The sequence below is a fragment of the Imtechella halotolerans genome (genome assembly GCF_028743515.2).
Taxonomy (GTDB): domain Bacteria; phylum Bacteroidota; class Bacteroidia; order Flavobacteriales; family Flavobacteriaceae; genus Imtechella; species Imtechella halotolerans.
On record NZ_CP117969.2, the window covers coordinates 31,401 to 56,409 of the forward strand.

The window sequence follows — 25,009 nt, forward strand, 5'->3', positions numbered from 1 at the left end:
GATTTTTAGTGATTCAAAAATACATTATTTCCCATGGTAAGCAAAAACCAAATAAAGCTAATAACGAGTTTACAGCAAAAAAAGTACCGAAATCAACATAAGCTCTTCATAGCTGAAGGCAAAAAGGTTATTGAAGAGTTTTTATTCGCAGATTTTTCCTTACATTCTTTATTTACCACTAATGAAGATTTTGTGGAACTTTCTCCATCCAAGAGACATGAGATATCCGAAGTTGACTTAAAAAAAATAAGTTGCCTGACTACTCCCAATGCTTCATTAGCAATTTTTGAGATTCCCTCAATGGAACCTTCAGAAAATACGGGCCTTATTGTAGCACTTGACCAGGTTCGCGACCCTGGAAATTTAGGAACAATTATACGATTGTGTGACTGGTTTGGGGTGAATAAGATCATTTGTAGCATGAATACAGTAGATTGCTACAATCCTAAAGTGGTTCAAGCTACAATGGGTTCTCTGGCAAGAGTGGTCCTTGAATATTGTGATTTAACCGAATATTTAACAGAAACTAATTTACCTGTTTATGCAGCCATGATGGATGGAGAAAATGTATATCACACATCTTTACCAAATCAGGCAATATTGGTAATGGGAAATGAAGCTAATGGTGTTTCGCAGGAGGTTTTGAATAAAATTACGCATTCTATAACGATACCGCGCTTTGGAGATTTGCAACAAACCGAGAGTCTTAATGTTGCCACGGCAACAGCAATTTTGCTCAGTGAATTTCGAAGGGGTTAGGATTGTTTATTCAAATGTAAAGTTAACAAACACCCCACGCGTATACATTCCATTGATATTTCCGGTCCATAAACTATTAGGATTCTGATCACGCACCAATTCATCATTCAGCGCAAATACACCTCTAATTGATGGGGAAAATTTAAAGTACATTAAGTAAAAATCAATACCAAATCCCAGCTCATAATAATAAGTGTTTCTTTTCATGCGAAATACTCCGCCGGTATTGTCATTTGGATTGGTTTCATTACTACTTAAGTTAATGGAGGTGGATACACCCCCCACAAGAAATGGTTTAAAGTTGTTAAGTCGCTTGGTACTTACTTTGAGTAATAGAGGTATATGGACATAGGTCGATTTTACTTCTCGGAAGTAATCACGCTCTTCAACGAATCCTGGAAAATAAAGACTTCTTTGTGTGTAATATAAACCCGGTTCAAGACGTAAATTCAAATAATCATTTATTCGTAAATCGCCAATAAGGCCTACGTTAAATCCAGTTGATTTTGCAACCTGTACGTCTGCAAAACTGTCTTCATAGTCAAATTTGAAATCATATTGATTAAAGCCAAGAAAATACCCCCAATGTACGCGATCTAAATCGAAATTTTCTAAATTAATAATGGGATCTCTCCTGTATTGTGCTTGGGAGGCAGTTGTATATAAAAGCGAGATGAACACGCTAAATAGTAGTGCTCTTGTTAGATGAAGCTTGGAACCGACAGTGTAACGCATAGATAAGGATTGCCCTTTAATGTTTATGAACTCAGCTTTTTTTGGTAGCCACATAAATAGTTGCTGATCCAAAGGTTTGTGGTTTGTTTATTACCTCTATAAACCCGATTTTTCGCAAAATATTGTTGAAGTTTTCTCCATGAGGAAAAACTGAAGCTGATTCAGATAAATAGGAGTAGGCTGATCGATCCTTCGAGAATAGCTTTCCTATCAAAGGAAGTAAGTTCTTGGTGTACAGGTAATACCCTTGTTTAAATGGGAATTTTTCTGGAACAGAGGTTTCTAGAATGACAAGTTTTCCTCCAGGCTTTAATACCCTAAGAATTTCTCCTAGCCCTTTTTCTAGGTTTTCGAAATTACGTACTCCGAATGCTACTGTTGCTGCGTCGAATACATTGTCTTCAAAAGGTAAAGCTTCGCTATCCCCAAGGAGCATTTCAATTGTATCTGATAATTTTTTCTGCGCTACTTTATATTTACCTACCTCAAGCATGCCAGCTGAAATGTCAAGACCTACAATACGGCTAGCAGATGTTTCAGCCAAGGCTATTGCCAAATCTCCAGTCCCTGTAGCAATGTCTAGAATTGCATCAGGATTTGTTTCTGCTACTAACTCTACTACTTTTTTTCGCCATTTAATGTCAATACCAAAAGAAATTACGCGATTTAGTCCGTCATAATTTTCTGAAATGGTATCAAACATTTGAGTGACTTGTTCTTTTTTTCCTAATTCTGAGTTTTTATAAGGAGTTACTTTTTCGGTCATTTTACTGAAATTTTGACAAAGATACGGATTGCCAATTAAAATTTTTAAAAAGTCTGCTTAGCTTTCTATAGTTGTAGTAAAAGGAGGTGAAAGCCTTGTACGATGGAAAATTAAGTTATATTTGCCCTTTAATCATGTTTTTATATCATGAAAATTATTATTGCAGGTGCTGGTGAAGTTGGATTTCACTTAGCGAAACTGCTTTCATATGAGGCGCAAGATATTACCTTGATAGATTCCAATACGGATAGTCTTGCGTATGCTGATAATCATTTAGATATCAAGGTTTTAAGAGGGGATGCTACTTCGGTTTCTGTTTTAAAGGAAGCTAAAGTCTCCAAGTCTGATTTGGTAATTGGTGTTACTTCTTCAGAAACTACCAATATTACATTATGCGTATTGGCAAAACAATTAGGCTGTAAGCGTACCATTGCCAGAATTTCAAATACCGAATTTATTCATAGTAGAGATGAAATAAAATTCACAGAACTAGGAATTGATGAACTTATTTCTCCTGAACAATTAGCAGCTATTGAGATTCAATTACTCCTTAATCAATCTGCTTTTAATGATAGTTATGAGTTTGAAAATGGTGCTTTGATAATGGTAGGGACATTATTGCAACATGGGGCTCCCTTTATTGGTAAGTCAGTAAAAGAAGCGGCTGCCTTTTTTCCTGAGCTTAATTTTGTACCTATTGCCATACAACGGTTTGGCACACAATATACTTTGATTCCGAGAGGGGATACTATTTTTAATGAAGGAGATCAAGTGTATTTTGTTACTTCTAAAGAAGGTGTTGATGAGTTGTATAAGTTGAGTGGTAAAGTGAAGGAGAGTATCAAAAATGTGATGATTCTTGGTGGTAGTAAGATTGGGTTTAAAGCTGCTAGAGATTTGTGTGGTAATCGTTTTAGAGTGAAGCTGCTAGAGAAAGATAAGAATAAGGCTTTTGATTTGGCGGATGAATTACCGGACGCGCTTATTATTAATGGCGATGGAAGGAATGTTGAACTACTTGAGGAAGAAGAGATTACTGGAATGGATGCCTTTATTTCTGTAACTGGAAATTCGGAAACTAATATTATGTCTTGTCTTGTTGCTAAATCAAGAGGAGTGAAAAAGACGATTGCCTTGGTAGAAAATATGGATTATTTTCAATTGTCCCAGTCAATAGGCATAGATACTTTGATTAATAAGAAGCTATTAGCTGCTAATAATATTTTTAGACACATAAGAAAGGGTGAGGTAGTGGCCATTACACGCCTTAATAATATGAATGCTGAAATTCTAGAATTTGTCGTAAAGCCCGGTTCTGTTATTGATGGCCAGGTGATTAAAGATCTTGATTTTCCACGTTCTGCTATTATAGGAGGAGTTATTCGGAATGGAGAAGGTATGATTGCTTTAGGGGAATTTAGAGTGATTTCTGGAGATAGAGTAGTTGTGTGCTGCCTTCCACAATCAATTGGTAAAGTAGAAAAGCTGTTTTTTTAGCATAAAAATTTTCAAACTTGAAAAGTTTCAACACCCGACTTATTATACATCTTATGGGCTTACTGCTATTGTTTAATGGCGGTTTCATGTTATTGGCTGCACTTATCAGCGGTGTTTATGACGATGGGGTAACCTTGGAAATTTCTTCGGCTTCTCTTGTTACTCTTTTGGCAGGTGTAGTTTTAATGTATTTTACTAGAAACCATACAAGAGAACTAAAAAAACGAGATGGTTATATAATTGTGACCTTTGGGTGGATCTGTATGTCCTTTTCGGGTATGTTACCATATTTGTTTACACAATCTATTCCAGATATTACTAATGCTTTTTTCGAAACAATGTCAGGTTATACCACTACAGGTGCTTCTATTCTCAGTGATATAGAAGCTTTGCCGGAAGGGGTTCTTTTTTGGAGAAGCCTTACACATTGGATAGGTGGAATGGGGATTATTGTTTTGGCAATTGCAATTCTACCTTTATTAGGAATTGGTGGGATGCAGCTTTTTGTGGCTGAAGCGCCTGGTCTAAGTGCTGACAAATTGCATCCACGTATTACGGACACGGCTAAAAGGCTATGGTTTATTTATTTTGGTTATACAATTGCAGAAACTATCTTACTTCAATTGGCAGGTATGTCATTTTTTGATGCAATTAATCATGCGTTGGCAACACTTTCTACTGGTGGTTTTTCCACTAAAAATGCAAGTGTGGCGTACTGGAATGATGACCCAATAATTCAATATATAATCGTATTGTTTATGTTTTTGGCGGGCTCAAATTTTGTATTAAGTTACTTTGCATTCAAAGGAAATATACAAAAAGTTATTAAGGATGATGAATTTCGGTTTTACTTTGGCTTTGTAGCAATTTTTACCATAATTGCTTTTTTAGTAGTGTATTATCAGGCAGATGTTCCTGTTAGTGATTACCATCCTATGGTATGGGGTGAGGCAGAGAGTGCTTTTAGGCATACATTATTTCAAGTGGTTTCTGTTATCACCACTACTGGTTTTGTGACTGCTGATTTTACGACCTGGACAAGTTTCCTTACGATCTTTTTCTTTGGATTAATGTTCTTAGGTGGTTCTGCTGGATCTACAGCGGGTGGAGTTAAGGTGGTCCGTCATATGCTGATGATAAAAAACGGATTATTGGAATTTAAAAGGACCTTACATCCAAATGCTATTATTCCTGTACGATATAATACCAAATCCTTAACGTCAGAAGTTGTTTTTAATATCTTAGGATTTTTCATTCTTTACATGCTTCTTTTTATTATTGGTGCATTGGTATTGGGAATGATGGGACTTGATTTTTTGTCTGCTGTAGGTGGCGCTGCTTCTTCTCTTGGTAATGTGGGTCCTGCTTTAGGTAGCTTGAGTCCATTGGAAAATTTTAATAGTTTGCCAGCACTAGGTAAATGGTGGTGTGCTTTTCTAATGCTATTAGGAAGGTTGGAGCTCTTTACTGTTTTGATATTGCTTACTCCTTTCTTTTGGAGAAAGCATTGATTTAGAGTTAAAAAGGGTGTTTTTCCCCTTTGCGTATGTTTAGATTTGGACGTACTTTTATGATTTAAAATAAGAGTATGTATAATCAAGGAGTATCAAAAAAGGAAGCCTATTGGTTGTTATTATCCGTAATCCTTACGATAATGATGTTATTGGCTCTAAATCATACGGCACTTGATACCACAACAACCTTTAGTGAGGAGATTTTTGGAATAGGCGTTTTATGGTGCTGCCTAATTTTCTTTGCTCTTAATACATTTGTTATTTTTGGAATCAAAGAATATTTTAGAAAGTACTCGAATCGATTTCCAAATACTGTCATTTTCGTAAGTGGATCAATACTTATTCTATCTATAATTTTGTTAAGCTTATAATTAACCTACGCTATTAAAAAAGCCACTCATTAGAGTGGCTTTTGTTTTGTATACCTGGCTTCAGGAAAAGATGTGTCTTAATTCTTGAATTGAGGTGTTATGATAAAGATTCCTTTATACGTTTCATGGCTTCTCGAAGTTCTACCTCTGAAGCAGCGTAAGATATGCGAATACAATTATCGTTTCCAAATGCTTCTCCGGTTACCGTAGCAACATTAGCTTCTTCTAATAGATACATTGAAAAATCTGCAGCTGTATTAATTAATCTTCCACGTAATGTTTTACCAAAGAAATATTCAATATTTGGGAAAACGTAAAAGGCTCCTTCTGGTACATTTAATTTAAATCCTTCAATTTCACCTAAGAGTTCAAGTACTAAATCCCTACGTTTGTGAAACTCATCAATCATAAATTTGATACTGCTTACAGGGGCTTTCACCGCTGCAATGGTTGCACGTTGAGCGATTGAATTTGCACCACTAGTGATTTGTCCTTGCATTTTAGTACAGGCCTTTGCAATCCATTCTGGGGCCCCTATGTAACCAATACGCCAGCCAGTCATGGCGAATGCTTTAGATACACCATTCACCGTAATAGTGCGTTCATACATTCCATCAATTTCAGCGATGCTAACATGACCACTAGTTGTGAAGTTGATGTGTTCATAAATTTCGTCAGATACCACAAATATATTAGGATGTTTACGTAATACCACCGCAAGTGCCTCAAGTTCTTCTCTACTGTATACTGAACCACTAGGGTTACATGGTGAACTGAACCATAGCATTTTTGTTTTTGGAGTGATGGCTGCTTCTAACTGAGATGGTGTCATTTTAAAATCAGTATCAATACTTGTTGGAACTTCAACAGGTACACCTTCTGCTATTTTAACTATATCACTGTAACTTACCCAATAAGGTGCAGGTAGAATGACTTCATCTCCAGGATTAATCATTACAAGAGCTACGTTGGCAAGTGACTGTTTTGCACCCGTAGAGACTACTATTTGATTTGAACTGTAAGTAAGATTATTGTCTCTTTTGAATTTCTCAGTTATGGCCTGTTTTAGGTCCGCATATCCATCCACAGGGGAGTAGCTGCTATAATTATCGTGAATTGCTTCAATGGCAGCCTCTTTAATAAAATCAGGAACATTAAAATCTGGTTCACCTAAGCTTAATCCAATAATGTCGCGACCTTGAGCTTTAAGTTCTCGTGTTTTGGCGGCCATAGCTAAAGTTGCTGAGGTAGCCATGTTGTTAATTCTGTCAGACAAAAAATGATTCATGTCGTTGTGTGTTGTTATAGTTGGTTATTGTAATTGAAAATTAGGTTTTTTACCTAAGTCTCTTAAATGTCTGAAATGAGATATTATTGCTTGGCGAGTTGTTTTGTATTCATTATACGGTAAACCATATTCCCTAGCAGTTTGTTTTACAATTTTAGAAATATTAGTATAGTGAATGTGGCTAATATTAGGAAAAATATGGTGTTCAACCTGGTGATTTAATCCTCCTGTAAACCAGTTTACGATACGATTTTTAGTAGAGAAGTTTGCTGTGGTAAACAATTGGTGTATTGCCCAAGTGTTTTTCATTGAACCATCGTCTGAGGGTTGTGGCATTTCAGTTTCTTCTACAACGTGTGCAAGTTGGAAAACAATACTTAGGATTAATCCGGCAGTATAGTGCATGGCAAAGAAACCAATAAGTACTTTCCACCATGCTATATCAAGAATTAGCATTGGTAACACTATCCAAATAGAAAGATAAATTAATTTAGTAATAATAAGGACACTCCATTCTTTAGCTGGATTGGGATATTTCCCGTAAGAAAGTTTACGTTTTAAATAGTTACGCATTTGTTTAAAGTCCGTAGTAATAGCCCAGTTAAGTGTCAACAGTCCGTATAAGAATACGGAATAATAATGTTGAAAACGGTGAAATCCTCTCCATTCGGCATGTTCAGTAAAACGAATAATACGTCCTGCATCTAGATCCTCATCATGTCCATGAATATTGGTATAGGTGTGGTGTAATACATTATGCTGAACCTTCCAGTTATATACATTACCTGCTAGAATATAGATACTAGCTCCCATTATTTTATTAAGCCATTCTTTGGAGGAGTATGAGCCGTGGTTACCATCATGCATGACATTCATTCCAACGCCAGCCATACCAATACCAATTACTATTGTGAGTAGTAATTGTAACCATTGATTCATATCAATAGTTAGAATTAGAAAATAAGGAGTAAGAAATAAAGAGAACATTACAATGGTCTTAAGATATAATTTCCAGTTCCCTGTTTTTTTAATATTGTTTTCTTTGAAATAATCGTTTATGCGAGCATTAAGAGTTTTGAAAAAGGCTTGAGGATCTTTTCTTGAAAACCGAACGGTTTGTAATTCCATAGTAATTAATTGTATTTTGAACGATAGTATCGTTTAGGTTATGCTTTAAAATTTGTCAAAATTAAACATTAATTGTATTTATGGAACGCTAATTAACTATAATTATGATTGCAATTTGGGAGACTTTTGTTAAAAATATGATATTGTTAAAATCTAGAACTGCTTCCGTAAGGAATTATTTGATTGATAAAATGGGAATAGATAGTGAAAGACTTTTGTTTCAAGGCAGAGGGGAGTATGAACCTTTAATAGAAAACACTACTCCATTATTCAAGGTACAAAAAGAGGAGAGTAGAATTTGAGAAAATAGACTAATAAAGGAAATGGACTTTAGGTAAATGAAGGATGTTTTTTATTGTCATTAAACAGGTGTTTTTAATTATTTTTGCATTTCTAAAAGTAAAAACTTCGTTAATGCATCGAATTACTGACTATTTTCCTGATTTAACTAGTACACAACAAGAACAATTTGTTCAGTTGGAATCGTTGTATAAGGAGTGGAACTCTAAAATTAATGTGATCTCTCGAAAAGATATCGATGAATTGTATACCCGACATGTAATTCACTCCTTAGGGATTGCAAAAGTTCAAGCCTTTCTACCCGGCAGTTCCGTGTTGGATGTTGGAACTGGTGGCGGGTTTCCAGGAATACCGCTAGCCATTTTATTTCCAGAAACTAAGTTCTACCTAATAGATGCTATTGGAAAAAAGATAAAGGTAGTTCAAGAGGTCGTTAATGCTCTTGGATTAAAAAATGTAAGAGCTGAACATATTAGAGCAGAAAAGGTAAACGAAGAATTTGACTTTATAGTAAGTAGGGCAGTTACAACAATGCCTGATTTCGTAAAATGGGTACGTGGCAAGGTTAAAAAGGATTCAAGGCATTCTTTAAAGAATGGTATATTGTACTTGAAAGGAGGAGATCTTACCGAAGAATTGTCGGCATACCAAACTGTACAACTTTTTAATCTATCTGATTATTTTGAAGACCCATTTTTTGAAACTAAAAAAGTGGTTTATCTTCCAATGAAAAAGGTGTGATTCTTATACTTTTAACATGCTATAGTAGGAACGCTTACAACGTTTGGAGTATGCCTTTAGTGTATTCCACAAACCTTTAAAACTATAGTTATTGTTTTCCTCTCTTCTTTCTGTTAGGGAGTCTTCTAAGGCTGTGAAACGAGCAATAGCTGAAGGGATATTATCTAAAGCAATGATGCTGTCGATTTTTTTCTGGAAAATAATTTCGTCTGTATCCATAGCGTTTGTAATCGCATATTTAATGGTGATAATTCCGTATTTAGGGTCCTTTTTCATGTTCTCAAAATTCATTAATCAAGGCTAAGTTAACAATTAATTTACATTAAATTTACATTTGAGACACATTTAACATCCTATTTGGATTTTCTTATGAGTCCTATTTGAACAAAAAAGACCACCTTGTGAGAAGGCGGTCTTTTTTATAGTTTGTATATTATTCCTTATCCTAAAAATGGATAGCGATAGTCTTCAGGAGTAACAAAAGTTTCCTTTATTAATCGTGGAGAAACCCATCTTAAAAGGTTTTGGGCAGAACCAGCTTTGTCATTAGTTCCAGAGGCTCTGGCGCCTCCGAAGGGTTGTTGGCCTACAACAGCACCTGTTGGTTTATCATTAACGTAGAAATTACCAGCCGCATTTTGAAGTGCTTTCATGGCAACGCTAAGTGCATAACGATCTTGAGAGAAAACGGCACCTGTAAGGGCATAAATAGAAGTTTCATCTACCAATTTAAGGGTTTCTTCCCATGCATCGTCTTCATATACATAAACGGTAACTATTGGTCCGAAAAGTTCTGTTTCCATGGTCTTGTACTTCGGATTAGTGGTAACAATTACAGTAGGTTGAATAAAGTAACCTTTAGATTTGTCATAGTTTCCACCGGCATAAATAGTAGCATCTTCATCTTTTTTTGCTTGCTCTATGTATGAGGCAAGTTTGTCAAATGAACTTTGATGAATAACGGCTGTTATGAAATTGCTTGGATCTTCTGGTGAACCCATTTTAAAGGATTCGATGTCAGTTTTTACAAAAGATAGAATTTCATCTGCCTTGGATTTTGGTAAGTATACTCTTGATGCAGCACTACATTTTTGGCCTTGGTACTCGAATGCACCACGGCTAATAGCGGTAGCAACTTGTTTAGCATGTGCAGAAGGGTGGGCAACGATAAAATCTTTTCCACCAGTTTCTCCAACAATACGTGGATACGTTTTATAACTACCAATATTGGTTCCAATTTTAGCCCAAAGGTTGTTGAAAACATCCGTTGATCCGGTAAAATGAATTCCAGCAAAATCAGGACTAGACAAAAGAGTCTCCGTGATCATTGCAGCGTCACCATATACCATATTAATAACACCGTCAGGAACGCCAGCTTCTTTAAGTACATCCATAATTACTTTTGCAGAAAATATTTGGTTGTTGCTCGGTTTCCATACTACAACATTCCCCATTAGTGCAGCACTTGTTGGAAGGTTTCCAGCGATTGCTGTAAAGTTAAAAGGTGTTACAGCGTAGACAAATCCTTCAAGTGGTCTATATTCAACACGGTTCCAAATTCCTTCAGAGGATTCAGGCTGATCACTATATATATCACCCATGTATTGCACATTAAAACGTAGAAAGTCAATTAATTCACAGGCAGAATCTATTTCAGCTTGATGTACATTCTTTGATTGAGCGATCATGGTAGCAGCGTTAATTTTTGCTCGGTAAGGGCCGGCAATTAATTCTGCTGCTTTTAAAAATATAGAGGCGCGTTCCTCCCATGGCATTGCAGCCCATTTTGTACGAGCTTCCAAGGCAGTGGTAATAGCGTTTTCAATATGGTGTTTTTCGGCAAGGTGATACACCCCTACTACATGTTGGTGGTCGTGTGGAGGTGACATCGATCGTGTATTACCAGTAAAAATTTCTTCACTACCTATATATAGAGGTACTTCTACTTGGCTGTTAAAATAGGCTTTGTATTGTTGCAAAACTGCCTCTCTTTCTGGGGTTCCGGGAGCGTACGATTTTACAGGTTCGTTTACAGCTATCGGAATTTGAAAAAATCCTTTTCCCATTGTGTTGTGTATTTATTAGTGTTAACAATAATGTTGCACAAAGGTATGATAATTTTAGCGGTTTATGGGTAACCGAAGTAACTGTAATTTTGAGAGATGGGTGTTTTTAGTTGAGCGCGAAAGGTGCTCCAAGTTTAAAAGTTGGTATGTAAACTCTAAACTTTTTTGTAGAGGTAAAATTAATCATGTTGAAATATCCTCTCATAGCTCCTAAAGGGGCCAGTAAGAGGCAGCCTGAATTGTAGGTGTGGGATTCACCAGGTTTTAAAACAGGCTTCTTTCCAATTACACCTTCCCCATCAACAATTTCAGTTTCGTTTAGTGCATCGAAAATTTGCCAATGTCTTGAGGTGAGTTGAACTACATCTTTACTCTGATTTTCAATAGTTATCAGGTATTCAAAAGCATAGTGCATACGATAGTTCTTGAAGAAAGTACCTCCAAAACTTGTTACTACCGAAATTTTTATGCCTTTGGTTACTTGTGTATTCATACACTAATAAAATAAAATACTTAGGATGAAAAGAAATGACGCAGTTGTGAAGGCTAAGATAAAAAATATAGTATTCAGTATAGAGAATTTAACAATTGTTTTAACACGCCCTTGCCCATAAAACTTCCGCATTGCTTTGTACAAATAAATTAAAAAAATGAATAATATCCACAAAGAAACCGACCACTTGAATATTAAGTCGATGAAGAGACCTAAAATGAGCATAAGAATCAGCATTGAAAGAGTATGGAAATTAAAAATGAGATGGTCCATGTAGTAATATTGTTTCATATTATACATGAGCCATATGAAAAATGAAAAAATTGGAAGAAAGAAGAAAATGATAAAAGGTAACTTGGAAATGATATAGTTGATGTAATTTCCAGGTTGTGATTGTATACGATATAAACTACGCGAGACATTAAATGCAATTTTGTTGTTGATATTCATTGGAACATCTATTTTTTTATGTGTCTCTTCATAGGAGTCGTAGGGGTTTTTTGGAATTGATTTGGTATAATAGTTGGTTTTTTTTCCAATGCGATCCCAAAAGGGTAAAGAATCTACCTTTAGGAAATATTCTTTAGGTTGAGATAGCATTATGGAGTCACGTTTTGCTTGAGCTATTTTTCTTTCTTTAGAGTTTAGTATTGAGTCTATTACTACAATTCCTCCTCGTTGTTCTTCTGGGACCTGGGAGGATAACTGTTCTATAGTTTCGTCGTTAAAGTTAAACGCATTTTCTTGTGAGTTTCCGTACCGATTTAGTGTTGAAAAATCCTCGCTAAGGCTTAAAAGTAAAAAATATACTATGGTGAGACTAAGGAAAAATCGAAATGGATTTGTGTATGTTGTGCGTTTACCGTCTAGGTAATCACGAGTGATTTTTCCAGGTTTGAGAATCATCGCTGAAAGTGTTTTTCTCAATTTGGAATCATAGGCAAAAAAGGTAGCGAAAAATTCTTCTATAAAATCAAGGACTGTGTGACGTTTGCTGCTGTTAAGTTGTGAACATTGTGGGCAAAACTTATCACTTTTGTCAAGAGGATGTTGGCAGTTTAAGCATGAGGTTCCTCTATACTTGTAAGATGATTTTTTAAGCTCATTCATAGTGGTTGGTTAGCGTTTTTAGTTGGTTATTTGAGTACTGCTTGTGCTTCCTACGCCTATCAAGCTGTCATATTGTTCTCCAAATTGGCGATAGTAGACAAGTATGAGATAGTGGTTTTCTGTGTTGTGGAAATTTCCGTCAATTTGATTGTAATCTACAGTTTCTTTGTCTTTAATTGCATATTTATAATTGTAAAATCCTTGTTTAAGGAGGATAGCCTTTTCAAAAGCTTGGTTTTGATCGTTGTAAATTAATCTGTTTTCTTCGGAAAGTTCATAGTTGTTGAATTTTCCATAGACATAAATATCTTTCCAGATTAATTCCGGTGTTGATTTTAGACTAAAGTGGATATAAGCGTATTCGGATTCTGTAGAAGGGTCTGTTCCTTGAAGAGTTCGTATAGCGAAATCTCCATTAATGTCAGGAAAGTAGGTGTAAGTACTTCCTGCTCGAGAAGTGTTTGTGAACAAATAGTTGTGATAAAGGGTTTTCAATTCAATTCTGTTAACACCTAAGCTTGCTGCCCGAACGTCTTTATTGTCGAAATTTAGGTATTCGTTTCCTGCATAAAATGAGGTTTCCTGGTCGTATTTATAAACTAATTCCTTACCTAGGGTGAATTGTGGTTTAATGTTTGTAATGGCGGTAGGCCAGTGATAGTTTTGTAGAATCGCGACTTTGACTTCCCTTTGAGGGTTTAATAGGGGGCGATCTTTTGAATTTATTTTAAACTGAACTACTTGTTTATGATTTATATATTGTAAATCACGAGTGCGTTTTACCTCGGCGCCAACTGTGACTTGATCAGTATATATGACAAATCTTCTAGAAAAAACAACCTCTTCAAAGTTGTTGTGTATGGTAAGGATATAATTGCCACTTACCTTGAACCCTGTAAATTCATTTGGGAGTGTAAGTTTGTAATTTGAGTAAGGTTGGAGGGTAGAGAAGGAATTACTATAGGATGTTATTCGTTGCATGTCTTGCCCTCTTAAGAATTGTGATTTTAATAATTGAGATGGTTTCCAGTCGTAATCACAATGAGTAATAGAGTAGTAATAATCCTCTTCGTTTGCGTTTAAGTCGTCAAATTCTAGGTGGATTTTCTCGCCTAATTTAATAATTGGGAATTGGTCTCCAGGAATATCGCTTTTGAAAATTATGGTTTTTATGTGGGATGGCGCTGCCGTTTCCGTCATTACTTGTGCTTTGAGTTGTAAATTGATAAGTAATGAGCTGGTTATTAGTAATAAAGCTGCTTTCATTGTCGTGGTATTTTGAATGCTAAAGATAGCTAAATTATGTGCTTGTTAAAAAGAGATTAGAAGGTATAAAATAACTTGTTTTTTTTGGGAAAACTGACCTTTAAACACTAACTTTGTGCCGATTTTTTGTAAACTAACTTTCAATTCCTTTGAAATATGTCAAACGACATCCGTATTAAAAAAGGCTTGACATTGAAGTTGCAGGGAGAAGCAGAAAAGCTGCTCTCCGATGCACCTAGATCTCAGGTCTATTCTGTGAAACCGGCAGATTTCCACACGGTGACCCCAAAAATGGTAGTAAAAGAAGGTGAGGCAGTGAAGGCAGGAGATGTTTTATTTTTCTCCAAATATAACGATGCCATCAAGTTTGTTTCACCAGTAAGTGGAAAAGTGAAAGAAATACGAAGAGGTGCTAAACGTGTCATTCTAGACGTAGTTATCGAGGCAGATGCTACCGATGTCTACAAAGAGCATGGCGCTAAGGACTCATCAGTATTGTCTTCTGAAGAAGTGAAGCAATTTATGCTTGAATCAGGCCTTTGGCCATTTGTAAAGCAACGTCCTTATGATGTTGTTGCTAATCCTAACGAAACCCCTAAAGCTATTTTTATTTCCGCATATGCAACGGCTCCATTGGCTGCCGATGTTGAGTTTGTGTTGAAAAATAGCAAAGAAGATTTTCAAGCAGGTATTCAGGCAATATCTAAATTGACTTCTGGAAAAGTACACCTTTCAATTGGGAATGATGATGCGTCATTCTTAAATGAAGTGAAAGGGGTGGTGCTTCACAAGGTGTCTGGACCACACCCAGCTGGAAATGTTGGTGTTCAGATACATCACGTAGATCCTATCAATGCAGGTGAACGTGTTTGGGTTGTTTCACCAGAGGATGTCGCTATCATTGGAAGAACATTTAAGACAGGAAAATTTGACGCTACACGTGTTGTGGCTTTGGCAGGTTCTGAAGTGGCAAAACCACAGTATTACAAAGTGAAAATTGGAGCTCAGGTTTCAAGTTTTGTTGGAGCTATTCAAGGTAATGTGCGTGTAATTAGTGGTGATGTACTTACAGGAGATAAAATCGCTGAAGGCGGTTTCTTGGGGTATTATCATAATTTAGTGACCATTATACCTGAAGGCAAAAATTACCGCATGTTCGGTTGGTTGCCTTTTAAAGACAATTATATACCTAGTATGTCTAAAACATCCTTGGCTTGGTTATCTCCTAATAAGAAGTATCGCGTTGATACCAATTTAAACGGTGAGGAAAGAGCTTTGGTTGTTACTGGAGAGATGGAAAAGGTTTTACCTATGGATGTTTATCCGATGCAATTGCTTAAGGCTTGTATGGCGGAAAACATTGAGAAAATGGAGAACCTTGGAATCTATGAGGTGACACCTGAAGATTTTGCATTGGTAGATTTTGCCTGTACTTCAAAAATAGAAGCTCAGGAAATCATCCGCCAAGGTTTAGACTTGATGATTAAAGAAGTTGGTTAAAATTTGATACGATGAGTTTTTTAAGAAATAAAATAGATCAACTAAAGAAGCCTTTTGAGAAAGGTGAAAAGTGGGAGAAAATGGCTCCTGCATTCAATGCGTTGGATACTTTTTTGTTTGTACCTAATCATACAACCAAAAAAGGAGCCCACATACGAGACGCAGTAGATTTGAAACGTACCATGATTGTGGTGGTGTTGGCTTTGTTGCCTGCATTATTTTATGGGATTTACAATACAGGATATCAACATTTCTCTCAATTAGGAGAAGCGTTTACCTTTATGGATGCTTTTGGGCACGGTGCCTTGAAGATACTTCCTATGATAGCTGTTTCGTACATCGTAGGTCTTGCTATTGAATTTGCCTTTGCAATTTACCGCGGTCACGAAGTGAATGAAGGATACTTGGTTTCAGGTATGCTTATCCCGATGATTATGCCAGTAGATATACCATTATGGATGTTGGCAGTTTCTGTAGCGTTTGCAGTGGTAATTGGAAAAGAAGCATTTGGGGGTACTGGTATGAATATCCTTAACCCGGCTTTATTAGCAAGAGCTTTTGCCTTCTTTGCATATCCTACTTATATGTCAGGAAACAAAGTATGGGTTTCTGAGGCAACTAATGTAGATGCCATTTCAGGAGAAACCATTTTAGGAACTTTGGCAGCTGGACATCAACCGACATATGACATGTGGAGTATGTTTGCAGGTTCTATTCCTGGGTCTATCGGAGAGACATCAACCTTATGGATTTTAGTCGGTGCAGCGATCTTAATCCTTACTGGAGTGGGTAGCTGGCGTATTATGGCAGGAGGGTTTATTGGTGCTGCAATAATGGGACTCTTGTTTAATGCTTGGGGAGCTAATGCTTTGATGAGTTTTGAATGGACCTCACATTTATTGGTAGGTGGTTTAGCGTTCGGTGTTGTATTTATGGCTACCGATCCGGTATCGGCTGCTCAGACTACTAGGGGAAAATGGATTTATGGAATTCTAATAGGGGTGTTCAGTATAATGATTAGGGTATTCAACCCAGCATACCCTGAAGGAGTAATGCTTGCAATCCTTTTGATGAACGTATTTGCTCCTACCATTGATCACTATGTGATAGAGGCAAGTGTGAAAAGAAGAAAGAAGCGTCTGGCCGCAACTAAAATTAAATCAGCTTAATCATGAATAGAGATAGTAATGCATATACATTTATCTTTGCTACTGTTATGGTAGTGGTTGTTGCTACGGCCTTGGCTTTTACAGCAACTTCTTTAAAGCCACGTCAAGATGACAACGCTCGTAAAGAAAAGATGCAAAATATTTTAGCTACTATTGGGGTTGATGTAGACCGCGATGGTGCTGAAGCTAAGTTTAATCAATATATTACCGAACAATACTCACTTACTGCTGAAGGTGAAATTGATGAGACTACTAAAGCTTTTGATGTAGATTTAAATAAGGAATTGAAAAAACCTGTATCAGCACAGCGTTTTCCGATTTTTGTGGCCAATGTTGATGGTACTAAGTATTATGTGGTGCCACTTAGAGGAGCAGGACTATGGAATGCTATCTGGGGATATATTTCTTTAGAAGAAGATTTGAATACTGTTAAGGGGATTTCTTTAGACCATGCTGGTGAAACTCCAGGACTTGGTGCTGAAATTACTCAAGGATGGTTCAAAGAGCGTTTTGAAGGAGAGAAGATCCAAGATCAAAGCGGTGAAATTGTAGGTGTTAATGTGCAAAAGGGATATGCTGGAGGAAATGATAAAAATGACAACGCTGTGGATGCTATTTCTGGTGCAACTATCACAGGTGATGGTGTTACAGCAATGATTTCAGAGCGTCTTCAACATTACAAGCCTTATTTCGTTAAACACTCTGTTCAATAATTAAAATCGAAGAAATCATGGCAAAAAATAAAATAGAAGAGAAGAAGAACCCAGTAGTTCTTTTTGTTTCAAAAGAAAAAGAGCCTTTGTTTTCCAAGAAGAACAGAGCGCTATTGTCTGACCCTTTCAATGATAACAACCCTATTACTGTTCAGGTATTGGGTATTTGTTCAGCATTAGCTATTACAGTTCAGTTAAAGCCTTCGATAGTAATGGCAATAGCAGTTATGGCAGTAATGGCTTTTAGTAACGTTATCATTTCATTGATTCGTAATCTAATTCCTAACCGAATCCGTATTATCGTTCAATTGGTTATCGTTGCATCACTGGTAATCTTAGTTGATCAAATTTTAAGAGCTTTTGCTTACGATGTCAGCAAACAGCTTTCCGTATTTGTGGGACTTATTATTACAAACTGTATTGTAATGGGACGTTTGGAGGCATTTGCATTAGGTAATGGAGTTTGGAAGTCGTTCCTTGATGGTATTGGAAATGCTGCTGGTTATGGTATTATCCTTATTATAGTTGCTTTTTTCAGAGAATTACTAGGTTCTGGAAAGTTAATGGGCTATGAGGTGCTAGGTCATAAAGGTGCAACACTTGCAGAGTCTACTGGATTGTACGCTCTAGGTTATGAGAACAATGGGTTGATGTTATTGTCTCCCGCAGCTCTATTGACTGTAGGTGTTATAATTTGGGTTCAACGTATGAGAAACCGTAAACTCATTGAGAAAAACTAATTGTACTAACGTATAAACGTAGCAAACATGGATTATATTAATCTTTTCGTAAAAAGTATCTTTATAGAAAATATGGTTTTTGCCTATTTTCTAGGGATGTGTTCATACTTGGCAGTGTCCAAAACAGTAAAAACTGCCGTTGGTTTAGGAGCGGCCGTTATATTTGTTTTGGCCTTTACAGTGCCTGTTAACTATTTGTTGGATAATTACCTTCTTAAGCCAGGTGCGCTTACATGGCTTGGAGAAGACTATGCCAACATCGATCTAAGCTTCTTGAGCTTTATCATGTTCATTGCCGTTATTGCTTCAATGGTACAATTGGTAGAGATGATTGTAGAGAAGTTTGCCCCGGCACTTTACGGTGCTTTGGGTATTTTTCTTCCGTTAATTGCAGTAAACTGTGCGATTTTAGGAGGATCACTCTTTATGCAACAAAAGGACTTTGGAGGTGTTTCTGAAGCAGCTGTTTATGGATTTGGTTCTGGTATCGGATGGTTTTTAGCAATTTTAGCTATTGCTGCCATTCGTGAAAAAATTGCTTACTCCAATGTGCCAGCTCCTTTGAGAGGTCTTGGAATTACTTTTATCATCACAGGACTTATGGCTATAGGCTTCATGAGTTTTATGGGAATTAAATTATAAACCGAATCATAACTATAGATATGGATTATTCAGTAATCTTAGCCAGTTTAATAGTTTTCTTAGTACTTATTATAGTATTGGTGGCTATTCTATTGGGAGCAAAGGCAAAGCTGGTACCTTCAGGGCCAGTTACGCTAAAAATTAATGGAGAAAAAAATGTAGAAGTTTCCTCAGGAGGAACCCTATTGGGTACTCTTGGAAATAATAAAATTTTCCTTCCATCGGCTTGTGGTGGAGGTGGAACTTGTATCCAATGTAAATGTCGTGTTTTGGATGGCGGTGGAGAAGCGCTTCCAACTGAAACACCTCACTTTACTCGTAAAGAACTTGCCGAAGGCTGGCGTTTAGGTTGTCAGGTAAAGGTAAAGCAGGATATGGTAATTGAAGTTCCTGAGGAAATTTTTGGTATCAAAAAATGGGAGGCTGAAGTTGTAAGAAACTATAACGTGGCTTCATTTATCAAGGAGTTTGTGGTGCGTCTTCCTGAAGATATGCATTATGAGCCAGGTGGCTATATTCAGATTGAAATCCCGCCATGTGAAGTGAAGTATAGTGATATCGACATCACTGCTCACCCAGAGGAACATGAGACACCTGATAAATTCAAAATTGAGTGGGATAAGTTTAACCTATGGCCACTTGTAATGAAAAATGGTGAAACGGTAGAGCGTGCTTATTCAATGGCTTCATATCCAGCAGAAGGACGTGAAATTATGTTGAATGTTCGTGTGGCTACTCCACCATGGGATCGTGCTAAAAATGGATGGGCTGATGTAAATCCTGGAATTGCATCTTCTTATATCTTTTCTAAGAAACAAGGTGATAAAGTAGTTGTTTCTGGTCCTTATGGAGAATTCTTCATCAACGAAAGTGAAGCGGAAATGCTTTATGTAGGAGGAGGAGCAGGTATGGCACCTATGCGTTCCCATTTGTACCACTTGTTCCGTACGTTGAAAACTGGACGTAAAGTAACATATTGGTATGGAGGACGATCTAAACGTGAATTGTTCTATGTAGAGCATTTTAGAGCTTTAGAGCGTGATTTTCCAAACTTTAGATTCTATATTGCCTTATCTGAACCATTACCGGAAGATAACTGGAAAGTTAAAGATGGTTTGGATGGAGAAGGAGACGGTTTCGTAGGTTTCATTCACCAAGTTGTTATAGATAATTATTTGTCTAAGCATGATGCTCCTGAAGATATCGAATTTTATTTCTGTGGACCACCTCTAATGAATAAAGCTGTTGAAAAAATGGCTGATGATTTTGGTGTTCCTAAAGAGAATGTTCGTTTCGACGACTTCGGAGGATAATCATAACATAAATATAAAAAGCCGGCTTATTAGTAAGTCGGCTTTTTTGTTCCAAAAAATTGTATTTTTGATGACCATGAATGAATTAACTGAACAGGAGCTGCATAATTTGGCAATGAATGAGGTTGGTAAAACTTTAGAGCAAAAGGGGTGGGAATTTCTTGCCATAAATAGCCAACTTAACAAAAATCCACAATTCGTATGTGTTGATGAGCGAAATCAAAAACATTTTGTTATTGTTAAAGCTATTTTGTATCCTGAAAACCCTATCGATTATGATATGATATTCATGCAAACTTTAAAGGAGCACGCCTTAAAGTTTAATGCACGAATTTATTATGCTGGAGTGGGCCTTGCCAACGCTAAAGATTACGAATTGCCTCTTACCACCTCTTCTGATTATATAGTTAATTTTAACGGATTAATTGAACTGTAACCAAACCATTATGAAAAAACTACTTTGGATTGTATTTGTTGGACTTGTATTTAGTTCATGTAATCGTGAATCCAATTTAATAACGAATACCGGATTTGCTTTCGGTCGTACTTATACAATTAAGTACTATGCCCTTGATGCCGAAACTGATTTTAAAGATGAGATAGAACTATTACTTAATGAGATTAATAAGTCAATTTCTGTGTATTTGCCTACTTCGGATGTGTCACGTATTAATGATGGTGACAATTCTATTGTGGTAGATGAACATTTTAAGAATGTGTTTTTAAAATCCTATGAGGTATGGACACTAACCAATGGGGAATTTGATCCTACCGTTGGAGGTTTAGTTAATGCCTGGGGGTTTGGTACAGAACAGCCTATTGATAATATTTCTCAAAAGGACATTGATAGTATTTTACAATTTACTGGTTTTGATAAGGTCACCCTTACTAAGGAAGGACGTATTATTAAAACGCATCCCCAAGTGACACTTAATTTTAGTGGTCTTTCTAAAGGATATGCGATCGATCGTATTGGTGCTATGTTTGAAAGTAATGGTATTAAGGAATATTATATTCAAATGGGAGCAGAAATGCTGGTTAAAGGAGAGAAATTTAAAACTGTTCATGATGCTCCTATAACTATTGAGAATCCTGATGGTCAAAATCCACAACAGTTATCTGTAAAGTTTACAATGGAAAATCAATCTTTAGGGACATCTGGTAACTATCGTCGTTTTAGGGTTGATTCTGAAACAGGTGAGCATTATGTGCATACAATTAACGTAAAGACTGGATATCCACAGCAGAGTAATGTATTAAGTTCTTTGGTACTTAGTACCGGATCCGCAATGGAAGCCGATGCATACGCCACTGCATTGTTAGTCATGAAATTAGAAGATGCCAAGCAACTCCTTAAGAAAATTGATCACATTGAAGGATTTATTGTCAGCGCTGATGCTGATGGGGATATTCAACAATATACTACGCAAGGATTCAGGGAGGCAGAAAAAATTGAAGGACAATTCAAACAATAAAATACTTTTTAATGACAAAAAACTTTTATCTAGCTTTAGTTGGTTTATCGCTTTTCATGTTTTCATGTTCTAAAAAGCAACCTCAAATTCATATTATTCATGGTAATGCACAAGGTAGTACATATACCATTAAGTATGTGTCTGATTCAGATATCGACTTAAAACCAGCTATTGATTCTATTTTAGAGGTGATTGACCTTTCCATGTCAACCTATAGAGAGGAATCTATTATTTCACGAGTAAATGCAGGGGATAGCACATTGGTGGTAGATGCACATTTTATAAATGTATTTAACAAGGCTCAAGAAGTATGGAAGGCAAGTAACGGATTGTTTGATCCTACCGTAGGGGTTCTTGTTAATGCCTGGGGGTTTGGCCCTCAGAAAGGGATACAACCACCTTCTCCAGTTCAAATTGACAGCTTACTAGATTTTGTTGGATTTGATAAGGTTGTGTTAACTGATAAACATACCATTGCCAAACGAAATCCTTTTGTTTCATTTGATTTTAATGCTATTGCGCAGGGGTATACAGTAGATGTGATTTCGGATTATTTATTGGGGAAAAATATAAATGATTTTATTACCGAAGTAGGTGGCGAAATGATTGCCATGGGCAAAAATACGGTTGAAGACAAAGATTGGATCATAGGTATAGATGACCCTCTTCAGCGTCCTGAAGAGCGTTCTCTAATCGCTAAAATCCGTTTGCAAGGGAAAGGAATGGCTACCTCGGGAAATTATAGAAAAGTAATTATTGATAGTGTGACAGGGCAACAGTATGTTCATACGATTAATCCTATTACAGGTTACACGCAAAGGAGTACTATATTAAGTGTGACGGTTTTATCGAATACCTGCATGGAGGCTGATGCCTATGCCACCGCTTTTATGGTTATGGGAGTTGAAGATGTTATTGGTTTTTCATCCCAACATCCTGAGTTGGAACTTATGCTTTTTTATGCAGATTCAGATAATATTGTACAGCAATACGTTTCTGATGGCTTTAAGAATCTAGTGGTTCCTTAAATTTATTTAGAACATACAGGAATGATTTCTCCAGGAGCCAATCGATATAAATTAATCCATTCCTGGGGAATTTTTTTTGTGTAATTCTCTTCAATTACCTGGAAACCAATTGATCGAAGTTTGTCGAAATAATCCATCCCATACACACGAACATGGTCATATTGACCAAAAATTTCAGCCCTTTTATTAGGGTCCGTAATGGAATTGTCTTCAAAAGTAGTTGTTCTGTTATAATCTTGAGGTATTTGGAAAATACCCATACCCCCTGGTTTTAAAATTCTATACAACTCTTTCATGGCCAAGGTATCATTAGGTATATGTTCTAGGACATGATTACACAGAATGATATCAAAGCTATTATCCTCAAACGGTAAGTCGCATATATCTGCTTTAACATCGGCTAGAGGTGAGTGTAAATCAGTAGTAGTATAGTCTAAATTCTTTAACTTTTTAAATCTTTTATAAAAGGCTTGTTCAGGAGCAAAATGTAATACTTTTTTAGGGGCTGAAAAAAAATCTGTTTCTCGAGATAAATATAACCAAAGTAATCTATGGCGTTCAAGCGAGAGTGTGGAAGGTGATAATACATTTTCTCGTTGCTTTCCATAGCCGTATGGAAGGAAGGAACGGAACTTTTTACCGTCAATCGGATCCTGAAATGTGGTACCTCGAAGCAAAAATGCCATTAGTGGTCTTACAGCATAACTGAATCTTATAAGCAGTGGCCTGGGTATGGTATTTAATACTAGCTTGAAAAGCTTCTTCATTTTAAATGAAATTTATAACCTTAAGTAGGAGTGTAATAATAAAGGAAACTATTATTAAACATAGATATAGCGCAATTCCAAAAAGACAAAATCTTACAATCGAAAGGAGTGTTTGCTTAGTGTTTAATTCGTATAATTTTTTAAACGTATAAATGCTAATAATAAATGAAAATGCAATTTGAATAGTAAAAAATAAACCTGTTAGGTGTAGTGTGTTAAGGAAAAGTAATTGTAATAAAATGGAAAAATAACCTATATTGGTTTGTAAATATGAATTGAAAACGAGGTGTTCTGAAAAATTATTTCCTCTTTTTTTAAAGGTTGCAAAGGTTGTTAAAGCATAAAAAGGTATCGACAGTATAATTACAAAATTATAATAGTTGAACATATTAGTTAGTAACCATTGGGTGTTAACATCTACACTTTTCTCAGCAGTTGTTGAGATGTTTTCATTCAGGTTTGCTGTTACTTCATAAACCTCTACAAATGGAAATATTTTGTAAAATATTACTGCAATTGTAGCGTATAGAGCTAAATATGAAAAAGGTTGAAAGTATTTTTTCCTAGCACCGCTTATATACGCTTCTAACACATCCTTTGGATTTTTAAATAATCCAAAAAATGTTCGCCAGAAGTTGTTGTCCCAACTTAAAAAAGGGCCTACAAATTCTTCCCATGTGCCTTTTAATGATAAGCGATTATGTACAATTTTACTGCCACAATGAGCACAATAGTTATCGTCAGGGCTTATTGTGTACGTACAGCTTTTGCAGTTCATATATTAAATAACTAAGGGTACTTGTCGAAATTCATCTTCTTCATTTGAAGAGATTCCCAATGCCTCGTAAATATATGCAAAAGTTGAAAGTAATTCAGGTTTCCCATTTACAATAGCCACATCATGCTCAAAATGTGCGCTAGGTTTTCCATCTGCAGTAAGAATAGTCCATCCATCTTTTAGTTGTTTGATACGATGCGTCCCCAAATTAATCATTGGTTCTATGGCAACAACCATTCCTTCCTGAAAGAGTTTACCTTTACCTCTTTTACCATAGTTTGGCATTTCTGGGTCTTCATGCATTTTTTGTCCTAGACCATGTCCAACTAGTTCTCTTACCACACCATATCCATGGTTTTCACAGTACTGTTGAATGGCAAATCCAACATCGCCAACCCGATTACCAGCCTTGAATTGACGTATACCAACATATAGTGATTCTTTGGTAATTTTGAGAAGTTTTTTTGAAGCAGCATCTACTTCACCAACCTCAAATGTATAGGCGTGATCTCCATAGAATCCATTTTTTAAAGCACCACAGTCAATAGAAATGATATCACCTTCTTGTAAGGGGATGTTATTAGGGATTCCATGTACTACTTGCGCATTTGGACTCATGCAAAGTGAATTAGGAAAGCCATACATTCCAAGGAATGCCGGTGTTGCGCCATGGTCCCTTATGAAAGTTTCTGCAATTTTATCCAGTTGTAATGTGGTTACTCCCGGTTTTACTTCCTTAGCAAGGATCCCAAGAGTTTTAGAAACGATTAGGGCGCTTTCGCGCATCAATTCAATTTGTTCTGGTGTTTTAATTCGTATCATGCGGCAAAGGTAGTATAATTTAACAAAA

At 36.4% G+C, this 25,009-nt stretch carries 27 protein-coding genes; 15 read left to right on the top strand and 12 right to left on the bottom strand.

The genetic code is table 11. The features are described from left to right. Nucleotides 1-33: 33 nt before the first annotated feature. Nucleotides 34-759 (top strand): TrmH family RNA methyltransferase, encoded by a 726-nt coding sequence (locus PT603_RS00135; RefSeq protein ID WP_008238509.1) that lies wholly within the window; start codon nucleotides 34-36, stop codon nucleotides 757-759. A 6-nt stretch (nucleotides 760-765) separates the two neighbouring features. Here PT603_RS00135 and porT read toward each other — a convergent pair whose 3' ends face one another. Together porT and ubiE are read right to left on the bottom strand one after the other, a co-directional pair. Further along, nucleotides 766-1,494 carry a type IX secretion/gliding motility protein PorT/SprT gene (gene porT / locus PT603_RS00140; RefSeq protein ID WP_155805587.1) on the bottom strand — a complete coding sequence of 243 codons (729 nt, stop codon included), beginning with the start codon at nucleotides 1,492-1,494 and terminating at the stop codon, nucleotides 766-768. Between the two features lie 31 nt (nucleotides 1,495-1,525). Continuing rightward, nucleotides 1,526-2,260 carry a bifunctional demethylmenaquinone methyltransferase/2-methoxy-6-polyprenyl-1,4-benzoquinol methylase UbiE gene (gene ubiE, locus PT603_RS00145; RefSeq protein ID WP_008238505.1) on the bottom strand — a complete coding sequence of 245 codons (735 nt, stop codon included), beginning with the start codon at nucleotides 2,258-2,260 and terminating at the stop codon, nucleotides 1,526-1,528. Nucleotides 2,261-2,407: 147 nt separating this feature from the next. Between ubiE and trkA the strand changes: the two genes are divergently transcribed. From trkA to PT603_RS00160, 3 genes are all read left to right on the top strand, one after another. Then, the gene (trkA, locus tag PT603_RS00150) at nucleotides 2,408-3,757 is read left to right on the top strand and encodes a Trk system potassium transporter TrkA (RefSeq protein WP_008238503.1); all 1,350 of its coding nucleotides are present in this window, start codon (nucleotides 2,408-2,410) and stop codon (nucleotides 3,755-3,757) included. A gap of 53 nt (nucleotides 3,758-3,810) precedes the next feature. Further along, nucleotides 3,811-5,268, top strand: coding sequence for a TrkH family potassium uptake protein (locus PT603_RS00155; protein ID WP_008238501.1), 1,458 nt, complete (start codon nucleotides 3,811-3,813; stop codon nucleotides 5,266-5,268). Between the two features lie 77 nt (nucleotides 5,269-5,345). Beyond that, complete coding sequence (locus PT603_RS00160; RefSeq protein WP_008238500.1) at nucleotides 5,346-5,642, top strand: hypothetical protein; 297 nt, start codon at nucleotides 5,346-5,348, stop codon at nucleotides 5,640-5,642. A 97-nt stretch (nucleotides 5,643-5,739) separates the two neighbouring features. Here the strand turns inward: PT603_RS00160 and PT603_RS00165 are convergent, their stop codons facing one another. Continuing rightward, entirely contained in the window at nucleotides 5,740-6,930 is a 1,191-nt protein-coding gene (locus PT603_RS00165) for a pyridoxal phosphate-dependent aminotransferase (protein ID WP_008238499.1), read from the bottom strand. A 24-nt stretch (nucleotides 6,931-6,954) separates the two neighbouring features. Continuing rightward, nucleotides 6,955-8,058: a fatty acid desaturase family protein gene (locus PT603_RS00170; RefSeq protein WP_008238498.1), complete on the bottom strand. Its 1,104-nt coding sequence runs from the start codon at nucleotides 8,056-8,058 to the stop codon at nucleotides 6,955-6,957. Between the two features lie 104 nt (nucleotides 8,059-8,162). Here PT603_RS00170 and PT603_RS00175 point away from each other — a divergent pair, with 104 nt between their 5' ends. Together PT603_RS00175 and rsmG are read left to right on the top strand one after the other, a co-directional pair. Further along, nucleotides 8,163-8,360 carry an OmpA family protein gene (locus PT603_RS00175; RefSeq protein ID WP_008238497.1) on the top strand — a complete coding sequence of 66 codons (198 nt, stop codon included), beginning with the start codon at nucleotides 8,163-8,165 and terminating at the stop codon, nucleotides 8,358-8,360. A 112-nt stretch (nucleotides 8,361-8,472) separates the two neighbouring features. After that, nucleotides 8,473-9,099, top strand: coding sequence for a 16S rRNA (guanine(527)-N(7))-methyltransferase RsmG (rsmG, locus tag PT603_RS00180; protein WP_040488632.1), 627 nt, complete (start codon nucleotides 8,473-8,475; stop codon nucleotides 9,097-9,099). Nucleotides 9,100-9,102: 3 nt separating this feature from the next. On the opposite strand, the gene PT603_RS00185 is transcribed toward rsmG, so the two are convergent. From PT603_RS00185 to PT603_RS00205, 5 genes are all read right to left on the bottom strand, one after another. Further along, nucleotides 9,103-9,375 (bottom strand): hypothetical protein, encoded by a 273-nt coding sequence (locus PT603_RS00185; RefSeq protein WP_155805566.1) that lies wholly within the window; start codon nucleotides 9,373-9,375, stop codon nucleotides 9,103-9,105. Between the two features lie 164 nt (nucleotides 9,376-9,539). Further along, entirely contained in the window at nucleotides 9,540-11,165 is a 1,626-nt protein-coding gene (gene pruA, locus PT603_RS00190) for an L-glutamate gamma-semialdehyde dehydrogenase (RefSeq protein WP_008238480.1), read from the bottom strand. Nucleotides 11,166-11,271: 106 nt separating this feature from the next. Continuing rightward, complete coding sequence (gene apaG / locus PT603_RS00195) at nucleotides 11,272-11,658, bottom strand: Co2+/Mg2+ efflux facilitator ApaG/CorD (RefSeq protein WP_008238479.1); 387 nt, start codon at nucleotides 11,656-11,658, stop codon at nucleotides 11,272-11,274. Between the two features lie 3 nt (nucleotides 11,659-11,661). Further along, complete coding sequence (locus PT603_RS00200) at nucleotides 11,662-12,768, bottom strand: DUF3667 domain-containing protein (RefSeq protein WP_008238477.1); 1,107 nt, start codon at nucleotides 12,766-12,768, stop codon at nucleotides 11,662-11,664. 18 nt (nucleotides 12,769-12,786) lie between these two features. Beyond that, nucleotides 12,787-14,034 carry a type IX secretion system plug protein gene (locus tag PT603_RS00205; RefSeq protein WP_008238476.1) on the bottom strand — a complete coding sequence of 416 codons (1,248 nt, stop codon included), beginning with the start codon at nucleotides 14,032-14,034 and terminating at the stop codon, nucleotides 12,787-12,789. Between the two features lie 156 nt (nucleotides 14,035-14,190). Between PT603_RS00205 and PT603_RS00210 the strand changes: the two genes are divergently transcribed. From PT603_RS00210 to PT603_RS00250, 9 genes are all read left to right on the top strand, one after another. Further along, nucleotides 14,191-15,534, top strand: coding sequence for a Na(+)-translocating NADH-quinone reductase subunit A (locus PT603_RS00210; RefSeq protein WP_008238475.1), 1,344 nt, complete (start codon nucleotides 14,191-14,193; stop codon nucleotides 15,532-15,534). A gap of 11 nt (nucleotides 15,535-15,545) precedes the next feature. Further along, entirely contained in the window at nucleotides 15,546-16,703 is a 1,158-nt protein-coding gene (locus PT603_RS00215; protein ID WP_008238474.1) for an NADH:ubiquinone reductase (Na(+)-transporting) subunit B, read from the top strand. Between the two features lie 2 nt (nucleotides 16,704-16,705). After that, complete coding sequence (nqrC, locus tag PT603_RS00220; protein WP_008238473.1) at nucleotides 16,706-17,416, top strand: NADH:ubiquinone reductase (Na(+)-transporting) subunit C; 711 nt, start codon at nucleotides 16,706-16,708, stop codon at nucleotides 17,414-17,416. Between the two features lie 17 nt (nucleotides 17,417-17,433). Further along, the gene (locus PT603_RS00225; protein ID WP_008238471.1) at nucleotides 17,434-18,156 is read left to right on the top strand and encodes an NADH:ubiquinone reductase (Na(+)-transporting) subunit D; all 723 of its coding nucleotides are present in this window, start codon (nucleotides 17,434-17,436) and stop codon (nucleotides 18,154-18,156) included. Nucleotides 18,157-18,183: 27 nt separating this feature from the next. Next, complete coding sequence (nqrE, locus tag PT603_RS00230) at nucleotides 18,184-18,798, top strand: NADH:ubiquinone reductase (Na(+)-transporting) subunit E (RefSeq protein WP_008238470.1); 615 nt, start codon at nucleotides 18,184-18,186, stop codon at nucleotides 18,796-18,798. A gap of 20 nt (nucleotides 18,799-18,818) precedes the next feature. Next, on the top strand, nucleotides 18,819-20,111 hold the full coding sequence (gene nqrF, locus PT603_RS00235) for an NADH:ubiquinone reductase (Na(+)-transporting) subunit F (protein WP_008238468.1): 1,293 nt from the start codon (nucleotides 18,819-18,821) through the stop codon (nucleotides 20,109-20,111). 76 nt (nucleotides 20,112-20,187) lie between these two features. Continuing rightward, entirely contained in the window at nucleotides 20,188-20,547 is a 360-nt protein-coding gene (locus tag PT603_RS00240) for a DUF8840 domain-containing protein (RefSeq protein WP_040488646.1), read from the top strand. Between the two features lie 10 nt (nucleotides 20,548-20,557). Next, a complete protein-coding gene (locus PT603_RS00245) occupies nucleotides 20,558-21,586 on the top strand; it encodes an FAD:protein FMN transferase (RefSeq protein WP_008238465.1) in 1,029 nt (342 codons plus the stop codon). Between the two features lie 11 nt (nucleotides 21,587-21,597). Continuing rightward, nucleotides 21,598-22,614 (top strand): FAD:protein FMN transferase, encoded by a 1,017-nt coding sequence (locus tag PT603_RS00250; protein ID WP_008238463.1) that lies wholly within the window; start codon nucleotides 21,598-21,600, stop codon nucleotides 22,612-22,614. 2 nt (nucleotides 22,615-22,616) lie between these two features. Here the strand turns inward: PT603_RS00250 and PT603_RS00255 are convergent, their stop codons facing one another. From PT603_RS00255 to map, 3 genes are read right to left on the bottom strand one after another with little or no spacing between them, the layout of a single operon-like run. Beyond that, nucleotides 22,617-23,381, bottom strand: coding sequence for a class I SAM-dependent methyltransferase (locus PT603_RS00255; protein WP_008238461.1), 765 nt, complete (start codon nucleotides 23,379-23,381; stop codon nucleotides 22,617-22,619). Nucleotide 23,382: 1 nt separating this feature from the next. Next, nucleotides 23,383-24,159, bottom strand: a complete 777-nt coding sequence (locus PT603_RS00260; protein ID WP_008238457.1) for a DUF3667 domain-containing protein — start codon at nucleotides 24,157-24,159, stop codon at nucleotides 23,383-23,385. Between the two features lie 3 nt (nucleotides 24,160-24,162). Continuing rightward, nucleotides 24,163-24,981 carry a type I methionyl aminopeptidase gene (gene map / locus PT603_RS00265; protein ID WP_008238455.1) on the bottom strand — a complete coding sequence of 273 codons (819 nt, stop codon included), beginning with the start codon at nucleotides 24,979-24,981 and terminating at the stop codon, nucleotides 24,163-24,165. Nucleotides 24,982-25,009 lie beyond the last annotated feature (28 nt).